Source organism: Mycobacterium sp. (assembly GCF_047975165.1).
GTDB lineage: Bacteria > Actinomycetota > Actinomycetes > Mycobacteriales > Mycobacteriaceae > Mycobacterium.
In genome coordinates this window covers 1-19,794 of sequence record NZ_JBKECZ010000031.1, presented here as the reverse complement: position 1 = coordinate 19,794, position 19,794 = coordinate 1, and the positions used below count along the sequence as shown (strand labels likewise).

Below are 19,794 nucleotides of genomic sequence, written 5' to 3'. Positions count from 1 at the left end.
ACCGCCGACTAGCCTCCCGGCGGCCGTTTCGGCTGGATCTTCAAGTCGGGCCGTACGCCGTTCAGTCGTTCTGCGCGGAGAGCTTCCGGTACTCCAGGACTGTGTCGATGATCCCGTATTCCTTGGCAGCTTCGGCGGTCAGGATTTTGTCCCGATCGGTGTCCTTGCGGATCACGGCGGCGTCCTTGCCGGTGTGGCGGGCCAGTGTGCTCTCCATCAGGCTGCGCATCCGCTCGATCTCGGTGGCCTGGATCTCAAGGTCGGAGAACTGCCCCTGAATCACACCCGACAGCGACGGCTGATGAATGAGCACCCGGGCGTTGGGCAGCGCCATCCGCTTGCCCGGCGGACCGGCGGCCAGCAGCACCGCGGCGGCCGAGGCGGCCTGGCCCAGGCACACCGTCTGAATGTCGGCCCGCACGTACTGCATGGTGTCGTATATCGCCATCAACGAGGTGAAACCGCCGCCCGGGGAATTGATGTACATGGTGATGTCGCGGTCGGGATCCAGCGACTCCAGCACCAGCAACTGCGCCATGATGTCGTTGGCGGAGGCGTCATCGACCTGCACTCCGAGGAAGATGATCCGTTCCTCGAACAGCTTGTTGTATGGGTTGGACTCCTTGACGCCGAAGCTGGAGTGCTCGATGAAGGACGGCAGGATGTAGCGCGCCTGCGGCTGTAGCTGCGGGTTCAGGGGATTCACTGGGCTTCTCCGTTGATGTGGGCGGCGCGGGTGATGATGTGGTCGACGAAGCCGTACTCGAGAGCTTCCGCGGCGGTGAACCAGCGGTCGCGATCGGAGTCCGCCTCGATGCGTTCGATCGACTGGCCGGTGAACTCGGCGTTGAGCCGGAACATCTCCTTCTTGATGACCGCGAACTGCTCGGCCTGGATGGCGATGTCGGCCGCGCTACCGGTCACCCCGCCCAGCGGCTGGTGCATCAGGATGCGCGCGTGCGGCAGCGCGTACCGCTTGCCCTTGGTGCCCGCCGCCAGCAGGAACTCGCCCATGGAGGCGGCCATGCCCATGGCATAGGTGGCGATGTCGCAGGGCGCCAGCACCATGGTGTCGTAGATCGCCATGCCGGCGCTGATCGATCCGCCCGGCGAGTTGATGTAGAGGTGGATGTCTTTGTCGGCGTCCTCGGCGGCGAGCAGCAGTATCTGTGCGCACAACCGGTTGGCGACTTCGTCATTCACCTCCGAGCCCAGGAAGATGATGCGCTCGGAGAGTAAGCGCTCATAGACGGAGTCCGTGAGGTTGAGACCCAACGAATTCGAACGCATGTCAGTCACGACCGGGTTACCTGCTTTCTCGTGTTGCTAGTTGCACCGACATTAACCAACCGACACCCCACTGTGCCCACCGCAGCGGGGCGCGTTCGCTTACAGCGTCATGCGCCGGACTGCTCGGCTTCTTCGGCGGTGCTGGCCGGGGCGTCATCGGCAGGGCCATCGGCGGCGTTATCGGCGGTGTCATCGGTGCCATCAGCGCCATCGGCGCCGTCCGCGTGATCATGGTCGTGATCGGCGCCGCGCTTGCCGAAGAACTCGCTGGTGTCGATCGCGTTGCCGTCGGTGTCGGTGACCGTCGCCTTGGTGACGACGGCCTCCGCGGCCATCCCCCGCCGGACGTCGGCGAACATGGCGGCCAGCTGGTTGTTCTCCTGCAGGTAGGCAAACAGCTGCTGCGGTTCGATGCCGTACTGCCGCGCCGTCGTCACCAACCGCTCGGTCAGGTCGTCCTGACCGACGGTGACGTCGAGTTCGTCGGCGATCGCGTCCAGCAGTAGTTGTCGTTTGACGTTGGCCTCCGCGGCCGCGGCCGTTTCAGAGTCGAACTCCGCGCGCGAGGAGCCCCGCTGGGCGAGCAGCTGATCGAAAGCACCCGTGTCATTGTTGACACCTGCCATCGCGGCACGCGTGGACTCGTCGATCTGGGACCGCACGACCGCATCCGGCACCGGCACGTCGACCTGCTCGAGCACGGCGTCGAGCACCGTATTGCGGATCTGGTCGGCCTGCTTGGCCCGCTTGAGGTTGCGAACCTGCTCACGCAGGCTCGCGCGCAACTCGCCGATGGTGTCGTACTCGCTGGCCAGCTGCGCGAACTCGTCGTCGGGCTCGGGCAGTTCGCGTTCCTTGACCGATTTGACGGTGGCGGTGACGTCGGCCTCTTCTCCGGCGTGCTCGCCGGTGGCCAGCTTCGCACGGAAAACCCGCGACTCGTCGGCGGACAGACCCTCCAGGGCGTCGTCGAGGCCGGCGATCAGCCTGCCGGACCCGACCTCGTAGGACAGGCCTTCGGCGGCGGCCTGCGGCACATCCTCGCCGCCGGCGGTCGCCGAAAGATCGATCGAGACGAAGTCGCCGCCGCGCACCGGCCGGTCCACCCCGGTCAACGTGCCGAAACGGGCCCGCAACGAGTCCAACTCGGCGTCGACCTCCTCGTCGGCGACCTCGACCGGATCGACCGAAACGCTCAATGCGTCCAAGTCGGGGAGATCCAGCTTGGGCCGCACGTCGACTTCGGCGAAGAATTGCAGATCCTCACCGAATTCCTTTTTGGTCACCTGGATGTTCGGTTGGCCGATCGGCTGCACGTCCGACTCGGTGAGTGCCTGGCCGTACCGGCTGGGCACCACGTCCTCGATCACCTGGGCGAGCATCGTCTCTCGGCCGAACCGGGCCTCGAGCAGCCGGACCGGCGCCTTGCCGGGCCGGAAGCCGGGCAGCCTGACCTGCTTGGCCAGCTCCTTGTAGGCGCGCTGGAAGTCCGGTTCGAGTTCGGTGAACGGCACCTCCACATTGATGCGAACCCGGGTGGGGCTCAACTGCTCGACGGTGCTCTTCACGGCATGCTCCTCGGTGTGTCGGTCGGGTGCGCTGCGATGCGCGTGTCGGTCTTGTCGGGGTGACAGGATTTGAACCTGCGGCCTTCCGCTCCCAAAGCGGATGCGCTACCAAGCTGCGCTACACCCCGCGGTGACGTCGCGATCCTACGGCCCCGTCATGCCCACCCCTCGGCGACCTCCGGGCAGGCCAGCAGCGTGCCGCGCGTTCACCTGGCAATAACGGATTAGATTTGATCTCCGCCACCACGTACAGTCACGCACGTACAGTCACGCTCGACTGGCACATGCGGGCGTAGCTCAATGGTAGAGCCCTAGTCTTCCAAACTAGCTACGCGGGTTCGATTCCCGTCGCCCGCTCAGCGGCACATAATTGGTCGGTAGAAAGAGCACCATGAGCGACGTAGACGAGGTCGACGCCCCCGTCGACATCCATGGCTCATGCGCGTCGGACTTCTCCGGGGTTCGCGACGCATTCAAGCGCAACTTCGCCGCGCATCGGGAGGTCGGCGCGGCGGTTGCGATCTGGGTGGACGGGAATCTGGCCGTCAACCTCTGGGGCGGTTGGGCCGACGCCGCCGGCACCCGGCCCTGGCGGCAGGACACCCTGACCACGGTGCTGTCCGGCACCAAGGGCCTGTCGGCCACCTGCGTGCACCAGCTCATCGACCGGGGCGAGCTGGACCTGGGAGCTCCGGTAGCCCGCTACTGGCCCGAGTTCGGCCAGGCCGGCAAGCAAGACATCACCCTGGCCATGGTGATGGGCCACCGGTCCGGCGTTATCGGCCCCCGCACCCGGTTGACCACCGAACAACTCGTCGACTGGGACTACGTCTGCGCTCAACTGGCCACCGCCGAGCCGTGGTGGGAACCGGGCACCGCGCAGGGCTACCACATGACCACCTTCGGCTTCATCCTGGGCGAGGTGTTCCGCCGCGTCACCGGCCGCACCATCGGGCAGTATCTGCGCACCGAGATCGCCGAGCCGATCGGCGCCGAGGTGCACATCGGCCTCTCAGATGCCGACCAGCGTCGCTGCGCCGACCGGATCGACAAGCCGACCGGCCGGCAGCTGCTGGCCGAGCTGCAAGCCCCCGGCTACCCGACCAGCCTCGACGAGCACCCCAAGGCCGGCATGTCGATCGCCATGGGGTTCCTGCCGGACGACGATCTGGACACCGAGAACCTGCACCTGTGGCGCGCACTGGAGTTCCCCGGCACCAACGGTCAGGTTTCCGCACTGGGCATGGCGACGTTCTACAACGCGCTGGCCCAGGAGAAACTGCTCAGCCGGGGGCACATGGAGCTGGTCCGTCAGTGCCAGGGCGGCCTGGACACCGACCTGGTGCTGGGGCCTCGGGTCGCCGACCACGGCTGGGGCTTGGGGTACATGCTCAACCAGCGGCGCGTCAACGGACCCAACCCGAAGATATTCGGACACGGCGGGCTGGGCGGGTCGTTCGCATTCGTCGACCTGGAACACCGCATCGGCTACAGCTATGTGTCCAACCGGTTCGACGCCAGCGAGGCCAACGCGGACCCGCGCAGCGTGGCGTTGAGCAACGAGGTCTACCGGGTGCTGGGCGTCCTCCCCGACGAGGGCTGACAGCGCGGGCACCAGAACAGATTGCGACCTTCAAGCACCGCGGTGCGCACAGCCGTCCCGCACAATCGGCATGGCTCGCCGGCGCGCCGGTACACATAGGTTCGCGGCCGTCCGGTCCGGTAGGACGGCGCGCCGTGATCATCTTCGGGACGGACCACGACGATCGTGCCGCGGCGCGCACCGACTTTCATCAGGGCGACCAGATCGGCCCATGCGGCGGCGAACTCGGGCTCGGAGATCGTCCGTCCGGGCCGGTACGGGTCGATGCCGCGGCGGAACAGCAGCTCGCTGCGGTAGATGTTGCCCACCCCGGCAATGACGCTCTGGTCCATCAACAAACCGCCAATAGCTCTGCGCGACTTGACGATCCGCGACCACGACCGGGCCGGGTCTGCGTCGGGACGCAAAGGATCAGCACCCAGCCGGGCAATCACGTCGTCGACCTGGGCCGGGTTCAGCAGTTCGCATACCGTCGGGCCGCGCAGGTCGGTGCCGTATCCGCCGCCAACCATCCGCATGCGCACCTGCCCGACGGGCGCCGGAATAAGCCCGTCGGCGGGCAACGGCCATTCGGTGAAAGCGCCGTAGATCCCCAGATGGATGTGCACCACCAGGCCGCCGGCGTAGTGATGGAACAAGTGCTTGCCCCAGGCTGAGGTGCTGCGCAACACCTGCCCGTCGACGGCGGCGGCGTCGCTGAAGCGGCCCTGCGGGCTCGACACCCCTACGGGCGCCCCGGCGAACCGGCGCCGGTGCAGGCGGGCCAGCCGGTGTACCGCATGCCCTTCGGGCACCGGCGCCTCTCAGCCGGGTGATCCGGGCACCGGCGGCGCCTGGCGGGTGCGTTCGTAGTCGGACAGGATGTCGATTCGCCGCTGGTGACGGTCGGCATCGGACCACGGTGTGGACAGGAACGAGTCGACGATCGCCAGCGCCTCCTCGACGGTGTGCATGCGGCCGCCGATGCCGATCAACTGGGCGTTGTTGTGTTCGCGGGCCAATGCCGCGGTCTGCGGGCTCCAGGCCAGCGCGCAGCGGGCGCCGGGCACCTTGTTGGCCGCGATCTGTTCGCCGTTGCCCGAACCGCCCAGCACGATCCCCAGACTGCCCGGATCGGCCACCGTGCGGGTCGCCGCGGCAATACAGAACGCCGGGTAGTCATCCTCGGCGTCATAGCCGAACGCGCCGCAGTCGACCGGGTCGTGGCCAGCGTGCTTCAGATGCTCGATGATCCGCTGCTTGAGTTCGAAGCCGGCATGGTCGGCCCCCAGGTAGACGCGCATGCCCGACATTCTGCACGCCCGGGTGCGCGGCGCTCTCGGCGGCTAGCCGAACTCGGGAGGCTCGGTACGAGTCCGCTTGAGCTCGAAAAAGTGCGGGTAAGCCGCAAACGTCACCGAGGCGTCCCACAGCTTCCCGGCCTCCTCACCGCGCGGAATCCGCGACAGCACCGGACCGAAGAACGCCACCCCGTTGACATGGATGGTCGGCGTGCCGACGTCGTCGCCGACGGCGTCCATCCCGGCATGGTGGCTTTCGCGCACCGCTTCGTCGTAGGCAGAGCTGGTCGCCGCCGCAGCCAACTCCGCGGGCAGCCCGGCCTCGGCCAGCGACTGCCCGATCACCTCGTCGAGATTCTTGTTGCCATCGTTGTGGATTCGAGTTCCCATCGCGGTGTACAGCGGCGCCAGAACTTCGGCGCCACGGGCCTGTTCGGCGGCCATCGCCACCCGCACCGGCCCCCAGGCCCTGGCCATCGCTTCGCGGTACTCCGGCGACGTGTCGTCTCGCTTTTCGTTGAGCACGGCCAGGCTCATGACGCGGAAGTTGACGTCAATGTCGCGGACCTTCTGCACCTCGAGAATCCACCGGGAGGTGATCCAGCACCAGGGACACAACGGATCGAACCAGAAGTCAGCCCTACTTCTGGGCGGGGTCTCATGCGACGACGGAGCCTTCTCGGACATGTGAGCGGTCATCTCCTTGCTGCTCGGGGCGGTCGGCTGACCTGTACGGCCGAAGCACCATCCAGCACAACCGTAGCGACGCCGCACCTGTTCCCCTAGCGTCGACTTCCGGCGATCGGATCCCGCCCGGGCAGGCCGACGCGCGCCCACCGCCCCAGGCACACTGCGCTTCGTCGCCGAGCCGCCCGATATGTTGGAACCCGTGGCCCTTCCCAACCTCACCCGGGACCAGGCGATCGAACGCGCCGCCCTGGTCACCGTGCACAGCTACCAGGTCAACCTCGACGTCACCGACGGTGACGGTAAGGCCGGCGACCGCACCTTCGGCTCCGTCACCACGGTGACGTTCGACGCGGAGCCAGGTGCCGACACCGTCATCGACATCGCCGCCGACATCGTGCACAGCGCCACCCTCAACGGCCAGGCCCTGGACGTTTCCGGCTACGACGAATCCACCGGGATCGCACTGCGCGGACTCACCGGCCACAACGTCCTCGTTGTCGACGCACTCTGCCGCTACTCCAACACCGGGGAGGGCCTGCACCGGTTCGTCGATCCGGCCGACAACGAAACCTACCTCTACTCGCAGTTCGAAACCGCAGACGCCAAAAGGATGTTCGCCTGTTTCGACCAGCCCGACCTCAAGGCCACCTTCGACATCCGGGTGACCGCGCCGGGGTCGTGGAAAGTGGTCTCCAACGGCGCCACCGCCTCCGTCGACGACACCGCAACGGGCAGTGTGCACACGTTCGCCACCACGCCACGGATGAGCACATATCTGGTCGCGCTCGTCGCCGGCCCCTACGCCGTCTGGAACGACACCTACAGCGACGAGCACGGTGACATCCCGCTCGGTATCTATTGCCGGTCCTCGCTGCGGGCGTTCATGGATGCCGAACGGCTGTTCACCGAGACTAAACAGGGATTCGCTTTCTACCACAAGAACTTTGGCATATCCTACGCATTCGGCAAGTACGACCAGCTGTTCGTCCCCGAATTCAACGCCGGCGCGATGGAGAACGCCGGCGCGGTGACGTTTCTCGAAGACTACGTGTTCCGCAGCAAGGTCACCCGGGCCTCCTACGAACGACGGGCCGAGACGGTACTGCACGAAATGGCCCACATGTGGTTCGGCGACCTGGTCACCATGAAATGGTGGGACGATCTGTGGCTCAACGAATCCTTCGCCACCTTCGCCTCCGTACTGTGCCAAAGCGAGTCGACCGAATACACCCAAGCGTGGACAACCTTTGCCACCGTGGAGAAGTCGTGGGCATACCGCCAGGACCAGCTGCCCTCGACACACCCGATCGCCGCCGATATTCCGGACCTGCACGCGGTCGAGGTCAACTTCGACGGCATCACCTACGCCAAGGGCGCCTCGGTGCTCAAGCAACTCGTCGCCTACGTGGGCCTGGACCACTTCCTGGCCGGGCTGCGGGACTACTTTCGCACCCACGCGTTCGGCAACGCCACCTTCGACGACCTGCTGGGCGCGCTGGAGCAGGCATCCGGCCGTGACCTCTCGGACTGGGGCCGGCAGTGGCTCAAGACCACCGGGCTCAACACGCTGCGTCCGGACTTCGACGTCGAAGCGGATGCCGAGGGCCGCAGCCGGTTCACCCGGTTCGCGGTGACGCAGACCGGAGCCGCACCCGGCGCGGGTGAAACCCGGGTTCACCGGGTGGCTGTCGGCGTCTACGACGACGACCCCGATGATCCGGGTGGCCCGGGAAAGCTGATCCGGGTCCACCGCGAGGAGCTCGACATCGAAGGCCCGAGCACCGATGTTCCTGCCCTTGTCGGTGTTCCCCGGGGAAAGCTGGTGCTGGTCAACGACGACGACCTGACCTACTGCTCACTGCGTCTGGATCAGGAGTCGCTGCGGACCGCGTTGAGTCGCATCGCCGAGATCGCCGAGCCGCTGCCCCGGTCGCTGGTGTGGTCGGCCGCGTGGGAGATGACCCGGGAGGCCGAGCTGCGCGCCCGCGACTTCGTCACGCTGGTGTGCGGTGGTATCGGGGGCGAAACCGAAGTAACGGTGTTGCAGCGGCTGCTGCTGCAGGCACAGACCGCGGTGGGCAGCTATTCCGAGCCGGCCTGGGCACACGAGCACGGCTGGCCGCACCTTGCCGACCGGCTGCTGGAACTGGCCCGCGGCGCGGAGCCCGGGTCCGACCATCAGCTTGCCTTCATCAACGCGTTCTGCACGTCGGTATTGTCGCCGCGACACGTCGATACGCTGTCGACGCTGCTCGACGGTGACCCTGCCGAGTTGAGCCTGAACGGGCTGCAAGTCGACACCGACCTGCGCTGGCGAGTGGTCATCGCCCTTGCCGCTGCCGGCGCAATCGATGCCGACGGCCCGGGCACACCGCGTATCGACACCGAGGTGCGGCGCGACCGCACAGCAGCGGGCGAGCGGCACGGTGCGCAGGCGTCCGCAGCGCGACCGCAGATCGAGGTCAAGCAGGCCGCGTTCACCACCGTCGTCCAGGACGACACCCTGGCCAATGCCCTGAGCAGGGCCATGATTGCCGGGATCGGCGCCGCGGGCCAGGCCGAATTGCTCAAGCCGTTCACCGCACGCTACTTCGAGGCGATCCCGGGAGTGTGGGCTCGGCGGTCCAGCGAAGTCGCACAATCGGTGGTGATCGGCCTGTATCCCTACTGGGACATCACCGCGGACGCCATCGCGGCCGCCGACGAGTTCCTCGCCGGCCCGGACGTCCCCCCGGCGCTGCGCCGCCTGGTGCTGGAGGGCCAGGCCGGGATCAAGCGGTCATTGCGGGCACGCGACTTCGACGCCGGCTCGTAGGTGGGTGCGGCGCCGCCCACCACCACACCACCACACCGCCACACCACCACGCCCCCCACCCCAACGCCACCCCGCCGAACGTGACTCCACAGTCACCCTCGCCGCCCAACGGGACTGTGGAGTCACGTTCGGCGTGGGAAGGTTCAGGCCCACGGCGGCGCCTGAGCCTTCCCGCGTCAGGCCGCACCCTCGTCGAGATATGGCACCCACGCCGGATGCGGTTCTTTGACCATCGACAGCAAGCGCCAGTGCCGGCCGGTCGGCGGCAGTGGCGCACGCCGCAGCGACCACCCGAGTTCCGACAGTAGTTTGTCTCCCTTGCGGTGATTGCACGTCGAGCAGCAGGCGACACAGTTCTCCCAGGAATGCCCGCCACCGCGGCTACGGGGCACCACGTGGTCGACGGTGTCGGCCCCGGCACCGCAATAGGCGCAACGGAACCGGTCCCGCTGCATGAGCGCGGCCCGTGTCATCGGAACCCGGGCCCGGTAGGGCACCCGGACATAGGACCGCAGCCGGATCACCGACGGCACCGCGACGGACCGGGTCGCGGAGTGGACGACCGGGCCGGCCGGGTCGTCGTGTACCACGTCGGCCTTGCCGCAAATCACCATGACGATGGCGCGCCGCACTGGCAGGGCGGTCAGCGGTTCGTAGGTGGAATTCAACAGCAGCACCCGGCACCTGGCCCACATCCCCGCGTTCTCGGCGCGACTTGCCGGCGGGGTTTCGCCACTGACACTTCGCAGGCAGGCCGCAGCGGTTTGCCCCGACCGGTCGGCCGCACCACCACCCACGTTGCGGTGGGCGCGGCGTTGGTTGCGCTGCGCCATGAAACCTCCGCCGACAGTCCACCATGAACTGCTGCGGAACGCACGCGAATCGCCCCAGTGGCGCCGTTTCGGTGAAGCCGGCCGCGCGACACCCTCCGGGCCCGACTCGACGGTGGCCCACAATAGATAGCGATGGATCAAACACCAGAGTCTTTCTACGACGCTGTCGGCGGCGCGCAGACCTTCGACGCAATCGTCTCGCGCTTCTACGAGCAGGTTGCCGACGACGAGATCCTGCGACCGCTGTATCCCGAAGAGGATCTGACCGGCGCCGAAGACCGGCTGCGGATGTTCCTGGAACAGTACTGGGGCGGGCCGCGGACCTACTCCGAACGCCGCGGACATCCCCGCCTGCGCATGCGGCACATACCGTTCCGGATTACACCGATCGAACGTGACGCCTGGCTACGCTGCATGCACACCGCAATCGCTTCGGTCGATTCGCGAACCCTCGACGACGAGCACCGACGCGAGTTGCTCCAGTACCTCGACATGGCGGCCAACGCCCTGGTCAACTCGCCGCTCTGAGAACCGCACAGCTCGTCCCCCGCCCCCCACTGCACACCCTCAGCCCAGCAGCAGTGCGGCGTGCCCGCGATGCCGATACACCGAGCCGAATCGCGCATCCAGGCGCAGCCAGCCCGCCGAGACGCGGACCCGCACGCATTCGCCGTCGTCGATCGGTTCACGCCCCGAGGGCAGGAAACCCATCGCCGTCAACGCGAACACACAACGCATCGGCAGACCGGCGGCGATGTCTCCGGAGCGGACTTCGACGATCTCCTGGTCGAGCAGCGACGCGGGTGGGCCGTGCGAGCCGCTGTGCTCCCTGACCAGTTGCGCGCCCCGCTGGGCCAGCTCACGGATGACCCGCGCGGGAACGTCGTCCAGGTGCTCGAAACCGGACTCGGGCGGCAGCCCACCGCGCCACGCCGAGTCCATCGCAAAGCCGGGATCCACATAGCCCGAGTCATCCGCAACTGCCAGACCGCGCGCCAAACCGTCCGCGGCAACCGAGAGATCCCCGGGCCGTACCCTGCCGGCCACGACACGGCCGGCCAGCACGTCGAAACCCGTTGCCGCCCAAACCCTCACCAACCCCGCCGAGCCGGCCCGAATCCGGATCACCGCGGAATCGTCGAGACGCAACGCATGCTCGACGAATGTGGTCAGGTCCGCGCGGTGCAGGTCCAACCGCTGCGGGCCCAGCCACAGCCCGCGCTCGGGTTCCTGCGCTAACCCCGAAGCCATTGCTGCAGGTACTCCCGGTGATCGGGTGTCAGACGCACCAACCGCTGTTCCTCGATATGGACCGCGGCGAGCTGCGACTCGGCGATGACAGCCGGCTTGCTCTCCGGCGCCGCGGCGACCGACCGCACCTCATAGCCCAGCGTGAAGTCCACCGCGCGCAGTCGCTTGGTCCAAATCGTCACCTGCAGCGGCGAATCGACCAGGCGGAGCTGATCCTTGTAGGTGACCCGGACATCGGCGATCAGCAGGCCGATCGTGGCAATGTTCGTGCCGAACGGCTCCCGCAGGAATGGGACTCGCGACTCCTCCAGGATTGTCACCATGGTGGCGTGGTTGACATGTTGATACATGTCGATGTCCGACCACCGCACCGGTACGGCCGCGACGTACCCGACGCTCACCCCGAGGCTCCCCGCCCACTGGTCCGCGTCATGCGGCGAATCTGCCGTGCGGCCACCGACAATGTCGCAAGGTCGCTCGCGTCGCTCTCCCGGATCTCACACAGTGTTCGGTGCGCCCGCTCCACCCGCGACGCACTGAGCTGCTCCCACTCGGCGATCTTCTCCTCACCGCTCTCATCGGGTTCTCCGACGGACAGCACATCGAAACACAGCGAACGCAACGACGCGTAAATGTCGTCGCGAATAGCCAACCGCGCCAACGACTGCCAGCGGTCGGTCCGCGGCAACTCCGAGACCGCCCGCATCAGCGCATCGGTACCCAGATAGTCCATCAACGCGAAGTAGGTGTCGGCGACCTCGGCCGGGTCCATCTCGGTTATGTCGGCGATGTCGATGACATCCAGCAGACTGTAGAGGTAGAGACCGACCGCAACCCGGTAGGCCAACTCGGGGTCGACCCCCAGCCCGACGAGCTTTGCGGCTTCTTTTTCCACGATGACTTTGTCGCCTCCACGCAGCCATTCCGACATACGCGGGGTCATCGCCTTGACGTTCTCCGCGAACCGGTTGATCTCGGCGCCGACCGCCAGCGGTTGGGGGCGGTAATTGAGCAGCCAGCGGCCCGCGCGGTCGACCAGCCGACGGGTATCCAACGTCATGCGATCCGACACCGCCACCGCGAGATTGCCGGAGCGGATGCGGCGCCACACGTCCCCGACCCCGAAAATGGCGTCGATCGCCGCATAGCTGCGCACCGCGTCAACACCGGTGACGCCGGCATCTTCGGTGATCCGGAAGACATAGGTGATTCCCGCGGTGTCGACCAGATCGTTGATCAGCATGGTGGTGACGATCTCGCGCCGCAGTTGATGAGCACGGATCTCCGGGGTGAACCGATCCCGCAGCGGTTTCGGGAAGTACTCGGGCAGCCGCGTCGCGAACACGTCCTGGTCGGGTAGGTCCGTGGCCAGCACGTCGTCTTTGAGGGCCAGCTTGACGTGCGCCATCAGCGTCGCCAGTTCCGGGGACGTCAGACCGATGCCGACCTCGGTTCGCCGGGCGATCTCCTTCTCCGACGGCAGCGCCTCCAGCTCACGGTTGACCCCGCGCTCGGCCGCCAGGTACCTGATCTGATCGGCGTGCACCGGGAGCAGACTGGCCGTGTTGGCCCGGCTGGTGCCCATCAGATCGTTTTGGTCCTCATTGTCGGCCAGCACCAAGTGGGCAACCTCGTCGGTCATCGACTCGAGCAGCGCGGCGCGCTCCTCGGGCTTGACCTTGCCCGCGGTGACCAGCGAGTCGATCAGAATCTTGATGTTCACCTCGTGGTCGGAACAGTCCACACCGGCGGAGTTATCCATCGCGTCGGTGTTGATCCGGCCACCGGACAGGTCGAACTCGATCCGGCCCAATGCCGTCACGCCCAGGTTGCCGCCTTCGCCGATCACCTTGGCGCGCACCTGATTTCCGTTGACCCGAAGCGCGTCATTGGTACGGTCGCCGACGTCGGCGTCCGATTCCGACTCCGCCTTGATATAGGTTCCGATACCGCCGTTGAACAGCAGATCCACCGGCGCCTGCAGAATTGCCCGCATCAGGTTGGGCGGTGCCAGTTCAGTCACGTCGCCGTCGATACCCAGCGCCGCGCGGATCTGCGAGCTGACCGGAATGGTCTTCTGGTCGCGGCTGTATACCCCGCCGCCTTCGCTGATCAGCGACTTGTCGTAGTCGTCCCAGCTCGATCTGGGGAGGTCGAACATCCTGCGGCGCTCTGCCCAGGATGCGGCGGCATCCGGGCTCGGGTCCAGGAAGACGTGACGGTGGTCGAAAGCCGCGATCAGCCTGATGTGCTTGCTGAGCAGCATGCCGTTGCCGAACACGTCGCCGCTCATGTCACCGACGCCGACGACGGTGAACTCCTCGCTCTGGGTGTCCACTCCCATTTCACGGAAGTGTCGTTTGACCGCCTCCCAGGCGCCGCGGGCGGTGATTCCCATGGCCTTGTGGTCGTAGCCGACCGAACCGCCGGATGCGAAGGCGTCACCGAGCCAGAATCCGTAGGACTTCGCGACCTCGTTGGCGATGTCGGAGAAGGTGGCGGTGCCCTTGTCGGCTGCCACCACCAGGTATGCGTCGTCGCCGTCGCGCCGCACCATCTCCCGTGGCGGGATGACCGCGCCGGTGAGTTGGTCGACGTTGTCGGTGACATCGAGCAGGCCGGATACGAAGAGCTGATAGCAGGCGACCCCCTCGGCCCGGTTGGCGTCGCGGTCGGCGGCGGCATCCCCGGTCGGCAGCGGGGGACGCTTCAGGACGAACCCGCCTTTCGCCCCGACCGGAACGATGACCGCGTTCTTCACCGCTTGCGCCTTGACCAGGCCGAGGATTTCCGTCCGGAAGTCATCCCGGCGGTCCGACCAGCGCAGGCCGCCCCGAGCCACCGGGCCGAACCGCAAGTGCACGCCCTCGACCCTGGGCGAGTAGACGAAGATCTCGAATTTGGGGCGCGGCAGCGGCAGCTCGTCGATGAGATTCGCGTCGAGCTTGAGGGCCAGCACGTCCCGACTGCGGGCCGAACTCGCCTGCGTCACAAAATAATTGGTGCGCAACGTCGCCTGAACCAGAGAGGCGAACGCACGCAGAATGCGGTCGGTGTCAAGGCTCACCAAAGCATCGATGTCAGCGGCGACGGACGCGGCCGCGGCTTGTGCACGGCTGCTGCCCCCCGACTGAACTGCCGCCGGATCGAACATCGCCTCGAACAAGGCCACCAGCGACGCCACGGTCGACGCGTGCTCGTTGAGCACGGATTCAATGTAGGGCTGGCTGTAGGGAAAGTTCGCCTGCCGAAGGTATTTCGCGTAGGCCCGCACCAGCACCACCTGCTGCCAGGTCAACCCGGCACGCATCACCAGCTCGTTGAACCTGTCGATCTCGACATGGCCGTGCCAGATCGCGGTGACCGAGTCCGCAAACCGCTGCGCGGCCGCCTCCCGTTCGGCTTCCGTCTCCGCCAGCGGAATGGTGGGGTGCCGGGAAATCTTGAACTGGTAAATCCACACCGGCAGTCCGTCGGGCCGGGTGACGGTGAACGGCCGCTCTTCGAGCACCACCACACCCATGCTCTGCAGCATCGGCAGCAACTCGCTCAGCGAGGCGCTGCGGCCCCCCAGGAACCAGGTCAGTTGCGCAAGCCCCTGATCGTCGATGTCAGTGAACACCAATTTGACCGAATCGTCCGACAACTCGTTGATGACGGCGATGTCGGCGATGGCGCCGTCCGGAGTGACGGACTGCTTGTAGGCCTCGGGGAACGCGGCCCCGTAGTGCTCGGCGTCGGTGGAATTCACCACAGTTGCCGGTGGTGTGGCCGCGGCGGTAGCCGCAGAGGTGGCCGCGGCAGCGGTGGTCAGCCGATCGGACCACGTGCGCGCAGCCTCGCTGAGTAGCGCCTGGATACGAAGGCGGTTGCCTTCGGAAACGTCGACCGGATCCGACTGCGAGCCGGCTTCGCGTGTCATGCTGTCCCCGGGCAGTCGAACCATGAAATGCATTAATGCCCACGGTGATTCACTGACCCGGGCGGTAAACTCCAGTCGCGTGCCACCGAATTCGCGGACCAGGATGTCTTCGATCTTGCGACGCACCGCCGTGGTGTAGCGGTCGCGGGGCACGTAGACCAGGCATGAGACGAAGAACTGCAGGCGGTCGGCACGCAAGAACAGCAACGCGCGTCGCTGCGAACCCATGTCGACCACGGCCTTGGCCATATTCAGCAGCCGGTCGGGGCTCAACGTGAACAGTTCGGGCCGCGGAACCGTCTGGATGACGTCAAGCAGTAGCTGGCCGGGGTGGCTCGGGTCGCTGCTGGCCAGGGTCAATGCGTCGCGAACCCGCTGTGAGATCATCGGGATCTCCAGGACATCGGCGTTCATCGCGGCAACGGTGAACAGCCCGACGAAACGGTGTTCCCTCACTTCGTTGCCAACGTTTTCCCGGATGGCGATCGCATAGGGATAGGCGCCGTAGCGCAGGTAGCTGCCGACCGCCGCCTGGGCCAGGACAAGCATCTTGTCATCGTCGGTGAGCCGGGGCCGGGAGCCCGCCCGAGCACGAAGCACACCGAGGCCGCTCGTTCCGTCGCCGAGCACCAAACCGTTCTGCACCCGGCACGGCTGGTAACCCAGCAGCAGGAAGTTCCCCTCACCAAGCCAGCGCAGTAGTGCGGCTACCTCGCGGCGATCCGGTGCGGAAAACCTACCCTCGGGATCATCGTCGATCGTGGTCGCCAAATCACCCAGGGCCGTGAACATCGCCGTTGCGTCGACCCCGACCCGCTGGACATCAGCCAATACCTTCGGCAGCAGCCGTTCCACCTCGGCAAGGGCTGTTTGATTCGCCGACGGGGAAAGTTGGACGTGTATCCAAGCCTCGCCGGCAAACGGGGAACCCTTGTCCGCTTTGTGTGCAACGCTGCGCAGGTCACCCGACGGGGTGCGGTGCACCTCGAACACCGGCGTCATAGTGGCGGTGTAGAACACCCCCAACCTGTGCAGCAGGACCGTCACCGAATCCATCAGCATGCCGCCGTGCTCGGTGACCACCTGCAGCGCCGGCCCGAATCCCGCCGGGTCGTCCGCCTCGTAGACCTCGACACGACTCTCCCCGGGCGGAAGATGCTCACCAAGACGACAGTGCGCGGCCACCATCGCCGGCGTCACCAACGCGACGCCCGGCGCAGCCGGTGAACCGTCTTCCTGCGACGCTCGGAAACTGTCCTCGTAGGTTTTGATCACCCAGTCTGGAACGGCCGCGCCCTCGCGGAACCTGGTCCATGCCGGGACAACTTCTCGGGCTCCGGGATCGATCGCCATACCGAATGCTCCCAACTCGTGACGGGACTAGCTCCTCTGGCTCCACTTCTCCTCGGCCGAACCGGCCGCATCGTCGTGGTGCGGTACTGACACTAGTCCCGTGTCAGCTTGCGATGGGTCACCCGATGCGGACGAGCCGCGTCGGCGCCTAGCCGTTCCACCTTGTTCTCCTCGTAGGCGCCGAAGTTGCCTTCGAACCAGAACCAATTGGCCTCGCTGTCGGCGTCCCCCTCCCAGGCGAGGATGTGTGTGCAGGTGCGGTCGAGGAACCAGCGGTCGTGGGAGATCACCACGGCGCATCCGGGGAAGTTCACCAGCGCGTTTTCCAGCGAGCTCAGCGTCTCGACATCGAGGTCGTTGGTCGGTTCGTCGAGCAGGATCAGGTTGCCGCCCTGCTTGAGGGTGAGTGCAAGGTTCAGCCGGTTGCGTTCACCGCCGGACAGCACGCCCGAGGGTTTCTGCTGGTCGGGCCCCTTGAAGCCGAACGCCGAAACGTAGGCCCGCGACGGCACTTCAGCCTGGCCAACCTGGATGTAGTCCAAGCCGTCGGATACGACTTGCCACACAGTCTTCTTCGGGTCGATCCCGGCCCGGGTCTGGTCGACATAGCTCAACTTGACTGTCTCGCCCACCTTGACAGTGCCGCTGTCCGGGTCCTCGAGACCGACGATCGTCTTGAACAAGGTGGTCTTGCCGACACCGTTCGGGCCGATGACACCGACGATGCCGTTGCGAGGCAATGTGAAGGACAGATCCTTGATCAGAACCCGACCCTCGAAGCCCTTGTCGAGGTGCTCAACCTCGACCACGACAGATCCCAGCCGGGGTCCGACCGGGATCTGTATCTCTTCGAAATCCAGCTTGCGGGACTTCTCCGCCTCGGCAGCCATCTCCTCGTAACGCTGCAACCTCGCCTTGCTCTTGGCCTGGCGGGCTTTGGCGCCCGAGCGGACCCAGGCCAACTCGTCCTGAAGCCGCTTCTGCAACTTCGCGTCCTTCCGACCCTGCACCGCAATACGTTCGGCCTTCTTCTCCAGGTAGGTCGAGTAGTTGCCTTCGTAGGGGTACGCGCGGCCGCGGTCGAGCTCGAGGATCCATTCGGCGACGTTGTCCAGAAAATAGCGGTCGTGGGTGACCGCCAGGATTGCCCCGGCGTAGCTGGCAAGGTGCTGCTCCAGCCACTGCACACTTTCGGCATCCAGATGGTTGGTGGGCTCGTCGAGCAGCAACAGGTCAGGCTTGGACAGCAGCAGCTTGCACAACGCGACTCTGCGGCGCTCGCCACCGGACAGGTTGGTGACCGGTTCGTCCGGCGGCGGGCAGCGCAGCGCGTCCATCGCCTGCTCCAGCTGGGAGTCGAGGTCCCACGCGTCGGCGTGGTCCAATTCCTCTTGCAGCCGGCCCATTTCGTCCATCAGTTCGTCGGAGTAGTCGGTGGCCATCAGCTCGGCGACTTCGTTGAAGCGATCGAGCTTGACCTTGATTTCGCCCAGCCCTTCTTCGACGTTGCCCCGAACGGTTTTGTCCTCGTTGAGCGGCGGCTCCTGCAGCAGGATGCCGACCGTCGCGTTGTTGGCCAGGAAAGCATCGCCATTGTTCGGCTTGTCCAACCCGGCCATGATCCGCAAGACGCTCGACTTTCCGGCCCCGTTCGGACCGACAACGCCGATTTTCGCGCCGGGGAAGAAACTCAGCGTGACGTCGTCAAGGACGACCTTGTCGCCGTGCGCCTTGCGGACCTTCTTCATCGTGTAGATGAACTCAGCCATGCCGCGGTATTGCCCTTCTGGTCTACGGAAAAATTCCCGCGGCCCATCCTATGCACCGGCCGATAGCGCTAGACCGACAGTGGTAGTGCGCTGCTGTCGGCGCCGGAGTCGGCCTTGGGCTCGGGATCGACCTCCGCCGGATCGACGCCCGCCGGATCGACCTCGCAACCTGCTTGCCCGGCCGATTGTGCGGTCGCGACCTCCGCTTCCACCACAGCCGGGCCGGTGTAGCTCGGCTTCTCGATGCGCACGATAGTGCGGGCCAGGTCCGGCCCGACCGAGGTCGCACGCATCTCGGTGGATGATCGGCGATTGCCGTCGCGGTCTTCGTACTCGCTGGTGTAGACGTGGCCCACCGCGATCACCGGCGCCCCTTTCCCCAGTGCGGCGCCCACCCCGGTGACCAGCCTGCCCCAGCAGTTCACCGTGATGAACAACGAGTTTCCCGATTCCCACCCGCCGTCCTCGGTCCGCCGGCGTGAATTGCTGGCCACCCGGAAGTTGATGACCTCCTCGTTGCCGACTCGCCGGCGCACCGGCTGGTTGACGACGTGACCGACGATGGTCAACGGTGTTTCGAACATTGGCTCGACATCCCTTCTTGCGGACGCGATGGCGCTTTCGTCGACGCCCGGTAGGTCACGCCCGCTTGCAATGCCCATTCAGCACGCTGGTGCCGACAGTTCGAGCGTCCGAACGCGCCGCCTTCCCAAAGCTCTGCAGAAAGTCGGAACTGTGGATAACGGCGGACCGTCGAAATATCCCCTCGGAAATGGGGCCCGGATTCAGGCAAAGCCGCACCCGAGACGTCTAGCTTGGCCCGTGTCGGCCGCTTGGCCTGCTTCGACGGCTACGACGGCTACTGTTCAGCGGTCCCGGTCCCGATCGCGCCGGTCGGTCGAGTCGGTCCGGTCTGCCCGGTCCGCCTGATCGGCCCGGCCGTCCGCAGCCGCCCCCGCCACTCCTGCTTCCCCGCCGTTCCCGGCGTTCCCGGTCTGCCTGGTCTGCCTGGCCTGCCCGGTCTGCTCGGCCTCGGCTGCCCCGGTCGGCCCGTCCTCGTCTTCCCCTGTTTCCTCGGCTTGCCGGCGGGTGAAGTGTCGTTCGGGGTGGTGGAAGTTGTTGACTCTGGGTTGGTCGGTGTCGAGGTGTGGGGGTGGGATCCATTCGGTGTGGCCGCGACTGTTTTTTCGGGTGGTCCAGCCGTTTTCTGCCAGGCGGTTGTGGGGGCCGCAGGCCAGGGTGAGGTCGTTGATGTCGGTGCGCCTGGTTTTGGTCCAGCCGGTGACGTGGTGGACTTCGCAGTGGGCGGCGGGGGTGTCGCAGCCGGGTTTGGTGCAGCCGCGTTCGCCGGCGTGCAGGACCAGGCGTTGGAATTCTGAGGCGAAGCGTTTGGTGTGGTAGAGCGCTTTGGGTTTTTCGT

General features: G+C 66.3%; 15 protein-coding genes, 2 tRNA genes and 1 pseudogene. 4 read left to right on the top strand and 14 right to left on the bottom strand.

The window, feature by feature from the left end; all coding sequences use genetic code 11:
* Positions 1 to 61: 61 nt before the first annotated feature.
* The 4 genes from clpP2 to ACK5M9_RS02460 form a co-directional block, all read right to left on the bottom strand.
* Complete coding sequence (clpP2, locus tag ACK5M9_RS02475; RefSeq protein ID WP_416891620.1) at positions 62 to 706, bottom strand: ATP-dependent CLP protease proteolytic subunit ClpP2; 645 nt, start codon at positions 704 to 706, stop codon at positions 62 to 64.
* Complete coding sequence (gene clpP1, locus ACK5M9_RS02470; RefSeq protein WP_416891645.1) at positions 703 to 1,290, bottom strand: ATP-dependent CLP protease proteolytic subunit ClpP1; 588 nt, start codon at positions 1,288 to 1,290, stop codon at positions 703 to 705. Before clpP1 ends, clpP2 begins: the two co-directional genes overlap by 4 nt.
* A 107-nt stretch (positions 1,291 to 1,397) precedes the next feature.
* Complete coding sequence (gene tig / locus ACK5M9_RS02465; RefSeq protein ID WP_416891619.1) at positions 1,398 to 2,858, bottom strand: trigger factor; 1,461 nt, start codon at positions 2,856 to 2,858, stop codon at positions 1,398 to 1,400.
* Between the two features lie 54 nt (positions 2,859 to 2,912).
* A tRNA-Pro gene (locus tag ACK5M9_RS02460) sits at positions 2,913 to 2,986 on the bottom strand.
* Positions 2,987 to 3,144: 158 nt separating this feature from the next.
* On the opposite strand from ACK5M9_RS02460, the gene ACK5M9_RS02455 reads away from it, so the two are divergent.
* Together ACK5M9_RS02455 and ACK5M9_RS02450 are read left to right on the top strand one after the other, a co-directional pair.
* Positions 3,145 to 3,215: transfer RNA gene (locus ACK5M9_RS02455), tRNA-Gly, on the top strand.
* Between the two features lie 34 nt (positions 3,216 to 3,249).
* A complete protein-coding gene (locus tag ACK5M9_RS02450) occupies positions 3,250 to 4,461 on the top strand; it encodes a serine hydrolase domain-containing protein (protein WP_416891618.1) in 1,212 nt (403 codons plus the stop codon).
* On the opposite strand, the gene ACK5M9_RS02445 is transcribed toward ACK5M9_RS02450, so the two are convergent.
* The 3 genes from ACK5M9_RS02445 to ACK5M9_RS02435 are packed head-to-tail and all read right to left on the bottom strand — an operon-like array spanning position 4,425 to position 6,428.
* Entirely contained in the window at positions 4,425 to 5,255 is an 831-nt protein-coding gene (locus ACK5M9_RS02445; protein WP_416891617.1) for an Fpg/Nei family DNA glycosylase, read from the bottom strand. The two genes, ACK5M9_RS02450 and ACK5M9_RS02445, sit on opposite strands and share 37 nt — an antisense overlap.
* Positions 5,256 to 5,264: 9 nt before the next feature.
* On the bottom strand, positions 5,265 to 5,744 hold the full coding sequence (locus ACK5M9_RS02440) for a ribose-5-phosphate isomerase (RefSeq protein ID WP_416891616.1): 480 nt from the start codon (positions 5,742 to 5,744) through the stop codon (positions 5,265 to 5,267).
* 42 nt (positions 5,745 to 5,786) lie between these two features.
* A complete protein-coding gene (locus ACK5M9_RS02435) occupies positions 5,787 to 6,428 on the bottom strand; it encodes a DsbA family oxidoreductase (RefSeq protein WP_416891644.1) in 642 nt (213 codons plus the stop codon).
* 202 nt (positions 6,429 to 6,630) lie between these two features.
* Here ACK5M9_RS02435 and pepN point away from each other — a divergent pair, with 202 nt between their 5' ends.
* A complete protein-coding gene (pepN, locus tag ACK5M9_RS02430; protein WP_416891615.1) occupies positions 6,631 to 9,246 on the top strand; it encodes an aminopeptidase N in 2,616 nt (871 codons plus the stop codon).
* Positions 9,247 to 9,422: 176 nt separating this feature from the next.
* Here the strand turns inward: pepN and ACK5M9_RS02425 are convergent, their stop codons facing one another.
* Entirely contained in the window at positions 9,423 to 10,079 is a 657-nt protein-coding gene (locus tag ACK5M9_RS02425) for an HNH endonuclease (RefSeq protein ID WP_416891614.1), read from the bottom strand.
* Positions 10,080 to 10,211: 132 nt separating this feature from the next.
* Here ACK5M9_RS02425 and ACK5M9_RS02420 point away from each other — a divergent pair, with 132 nt between their 5' ends.
* Positions 10,212 to 10,607, top strand: a complete 396-nt coding sequence (locus tag ACK5M9_RS02420; protein WP_416891613.1) for a globin — start codon at positions 10,212 to 10,214, stop codon at positions 10,605 to 10,607.
* 39 nt (positions 10,608 to 10,646) lie between these two features.
* On the opposite strand, the gene ACK5M9_RS02415 is transcribed toward ACK5M9_RS02420, so the two are convergent.
* The 6 genes and pseudogenes from ACK5M9_RS02415 to ACK5M9_RS02390 all read right to left on the bottom strand — a co-directional run.
* Positions 10,647 to 11,330, bottom strand: coding sequence for a hypothetical protein (locus tag ACK5M9_RS02415; protein ID WP_416891612.1), 684 nt, complete (start codon positions 11,328 to 11,330; stop codon positions 10,647 to 10,649).
* Positions 11,315 to 11,731 carry an acyl-CoA thioesterase gene (locus tag ACK5M9_RS02410; RefSeq protein ID WP_416891611.1) on the bottom strand — a complete coding sequence of 139 codons (417 nt, stop codon included), beginning with the start codon at positions 11,729 to 11,731 and terminating at the stop codon, positions 11,315 to 11,317. The genes ACK5M9_RS02415 and ACK5M9_RS02410 overlap by 16 nt, the downstream gene beginning before the upstream one ends.
* Positions 11,728 to 16,605, bottom strand: coding sequence for an NAD-glutamate dehydrogenase (locus tag ACK5M9_RS02405; RefSeq protein WP_416891610.1), 4,878 nt, complete (start codon positions 16,603 to 16,605; stop codon positions 11,728 to 11,730). Before ACK5M9_RS02405 ends, ACK5M9_RS02410 begins: the two co-directional genes overlap by 4 nt.
* A 92-nt stretch (positions 16,606 to 16,697) precedes the next feature.
* Positions 16,698 to 18,374, bottom strand: coding sequence for an energy-dependent translational throttle protein EttA (ettA, locus tag ACK5M9_RS02400; RefSeq protein WP_416891609.1), 1,677 nt, complete (start codon positions 18,372 to 18,374; stop codon positions 16,698 to 16,700).
* A gap of 68 nt (positions 18,375 to 18,442) precedes the next feature.
* The gene (locus tag ACK5M9_RS02395; RefSeq protein ID WP_416891608.1) at positions 18,443 to 18,958 is read right to left on the bottom strand and encodes a single-stranded DNA-binding protein; all 516 of its coding nucleotides are present in this window, start codon (positions 18,956 to 18,958) and stop codon (positions 18,443 to 18,445) included.
* Positions 18,959 to 19,471: 513 nt separating this feature from the next.
* Positions 19,472 to 19,794, bottom strand: a pseudogene (locus ACK5M9_RS02390) (HNH endonuclease signature motif containing protein); the annotation flags it as partial.

Excerpts from the sequence above, each read along its gene's own strand:
- clpP1 (WP_416891645.1), bottom strand. The coding sequence starts at position 1,290 with ATGCGTTCGAATTCGTTGGGTCTCAACCTCACGGACTCCGTCTATGAG.
- ACK5M9_RS02450 (WP_416891618.1), top strand. The coding sequence starts at position 3,250 with ATGAGCGACGTAGACGAGGTCGACGCCCCCGTCGACATCCATGGCTCA.
- ACK5M9_RS02440 (WP_416891616.1), bottom strand. The coding sequence starts at position 5,744 with ATGCGCGTCTACCTGGGGGCCGACCATGCCGGCTTCGAACTCAAGCAG.
- ACK5M9_RS02435 (WP_416891644.1), bottom strand. The coding sequence starts at position 6,428 with ATGTCCGAGAAGGCTCCGTCGTCGCATGAGACCCCGCCCAGAAGTAGG.
- ACK5M9_RS02425 (WP_416891614.1), bottom strand. The coding sequence starts at position 10,079 with ATGGCGCAGCGCAACCAACGCCGCGCCCACCGCAACGTGGGTGGTGGT.
- ACK5M9_RS02420 (WP_416891613.1), top strand. The coding sequence starts at position 10,212 with ATGGATCAAACACCAGAGTCTTTCTACGACGCTGTCGGCGGCGCGCAG.
- ACK5M9_RS02415 (WP_416891612.1), bottom strand. The coding sequence starts at position 11,330 with ATGGCTTCGGGGTTAGCGCAGGAACCCGAGCGCGGGCTGTGGCTGGGC.
- ACK5M9_RS02405 (WP_416891610.1), bottom strand. The coding sequence starts at position 16,605 with ATGGCGATCGATCCCGGAGCCCGAGAAGTTGTCCCGGCATGGACCAGG.
- ettA (WP_416891609.1), bottom strand. The coding sequence starts at position 18,374 with ATGGCTGAGTTCATCTACACGATGAAGAAGGTCCGCAAGGCGCACGGC.
- ACK5M9_RS02395 (WP_416891608.1), bottom strand. The coding sequence starts at position 18,958 with ATGTTCGAAACACCGTTGACCATCGTCGGTCACGTCGTCAACCAGCCG.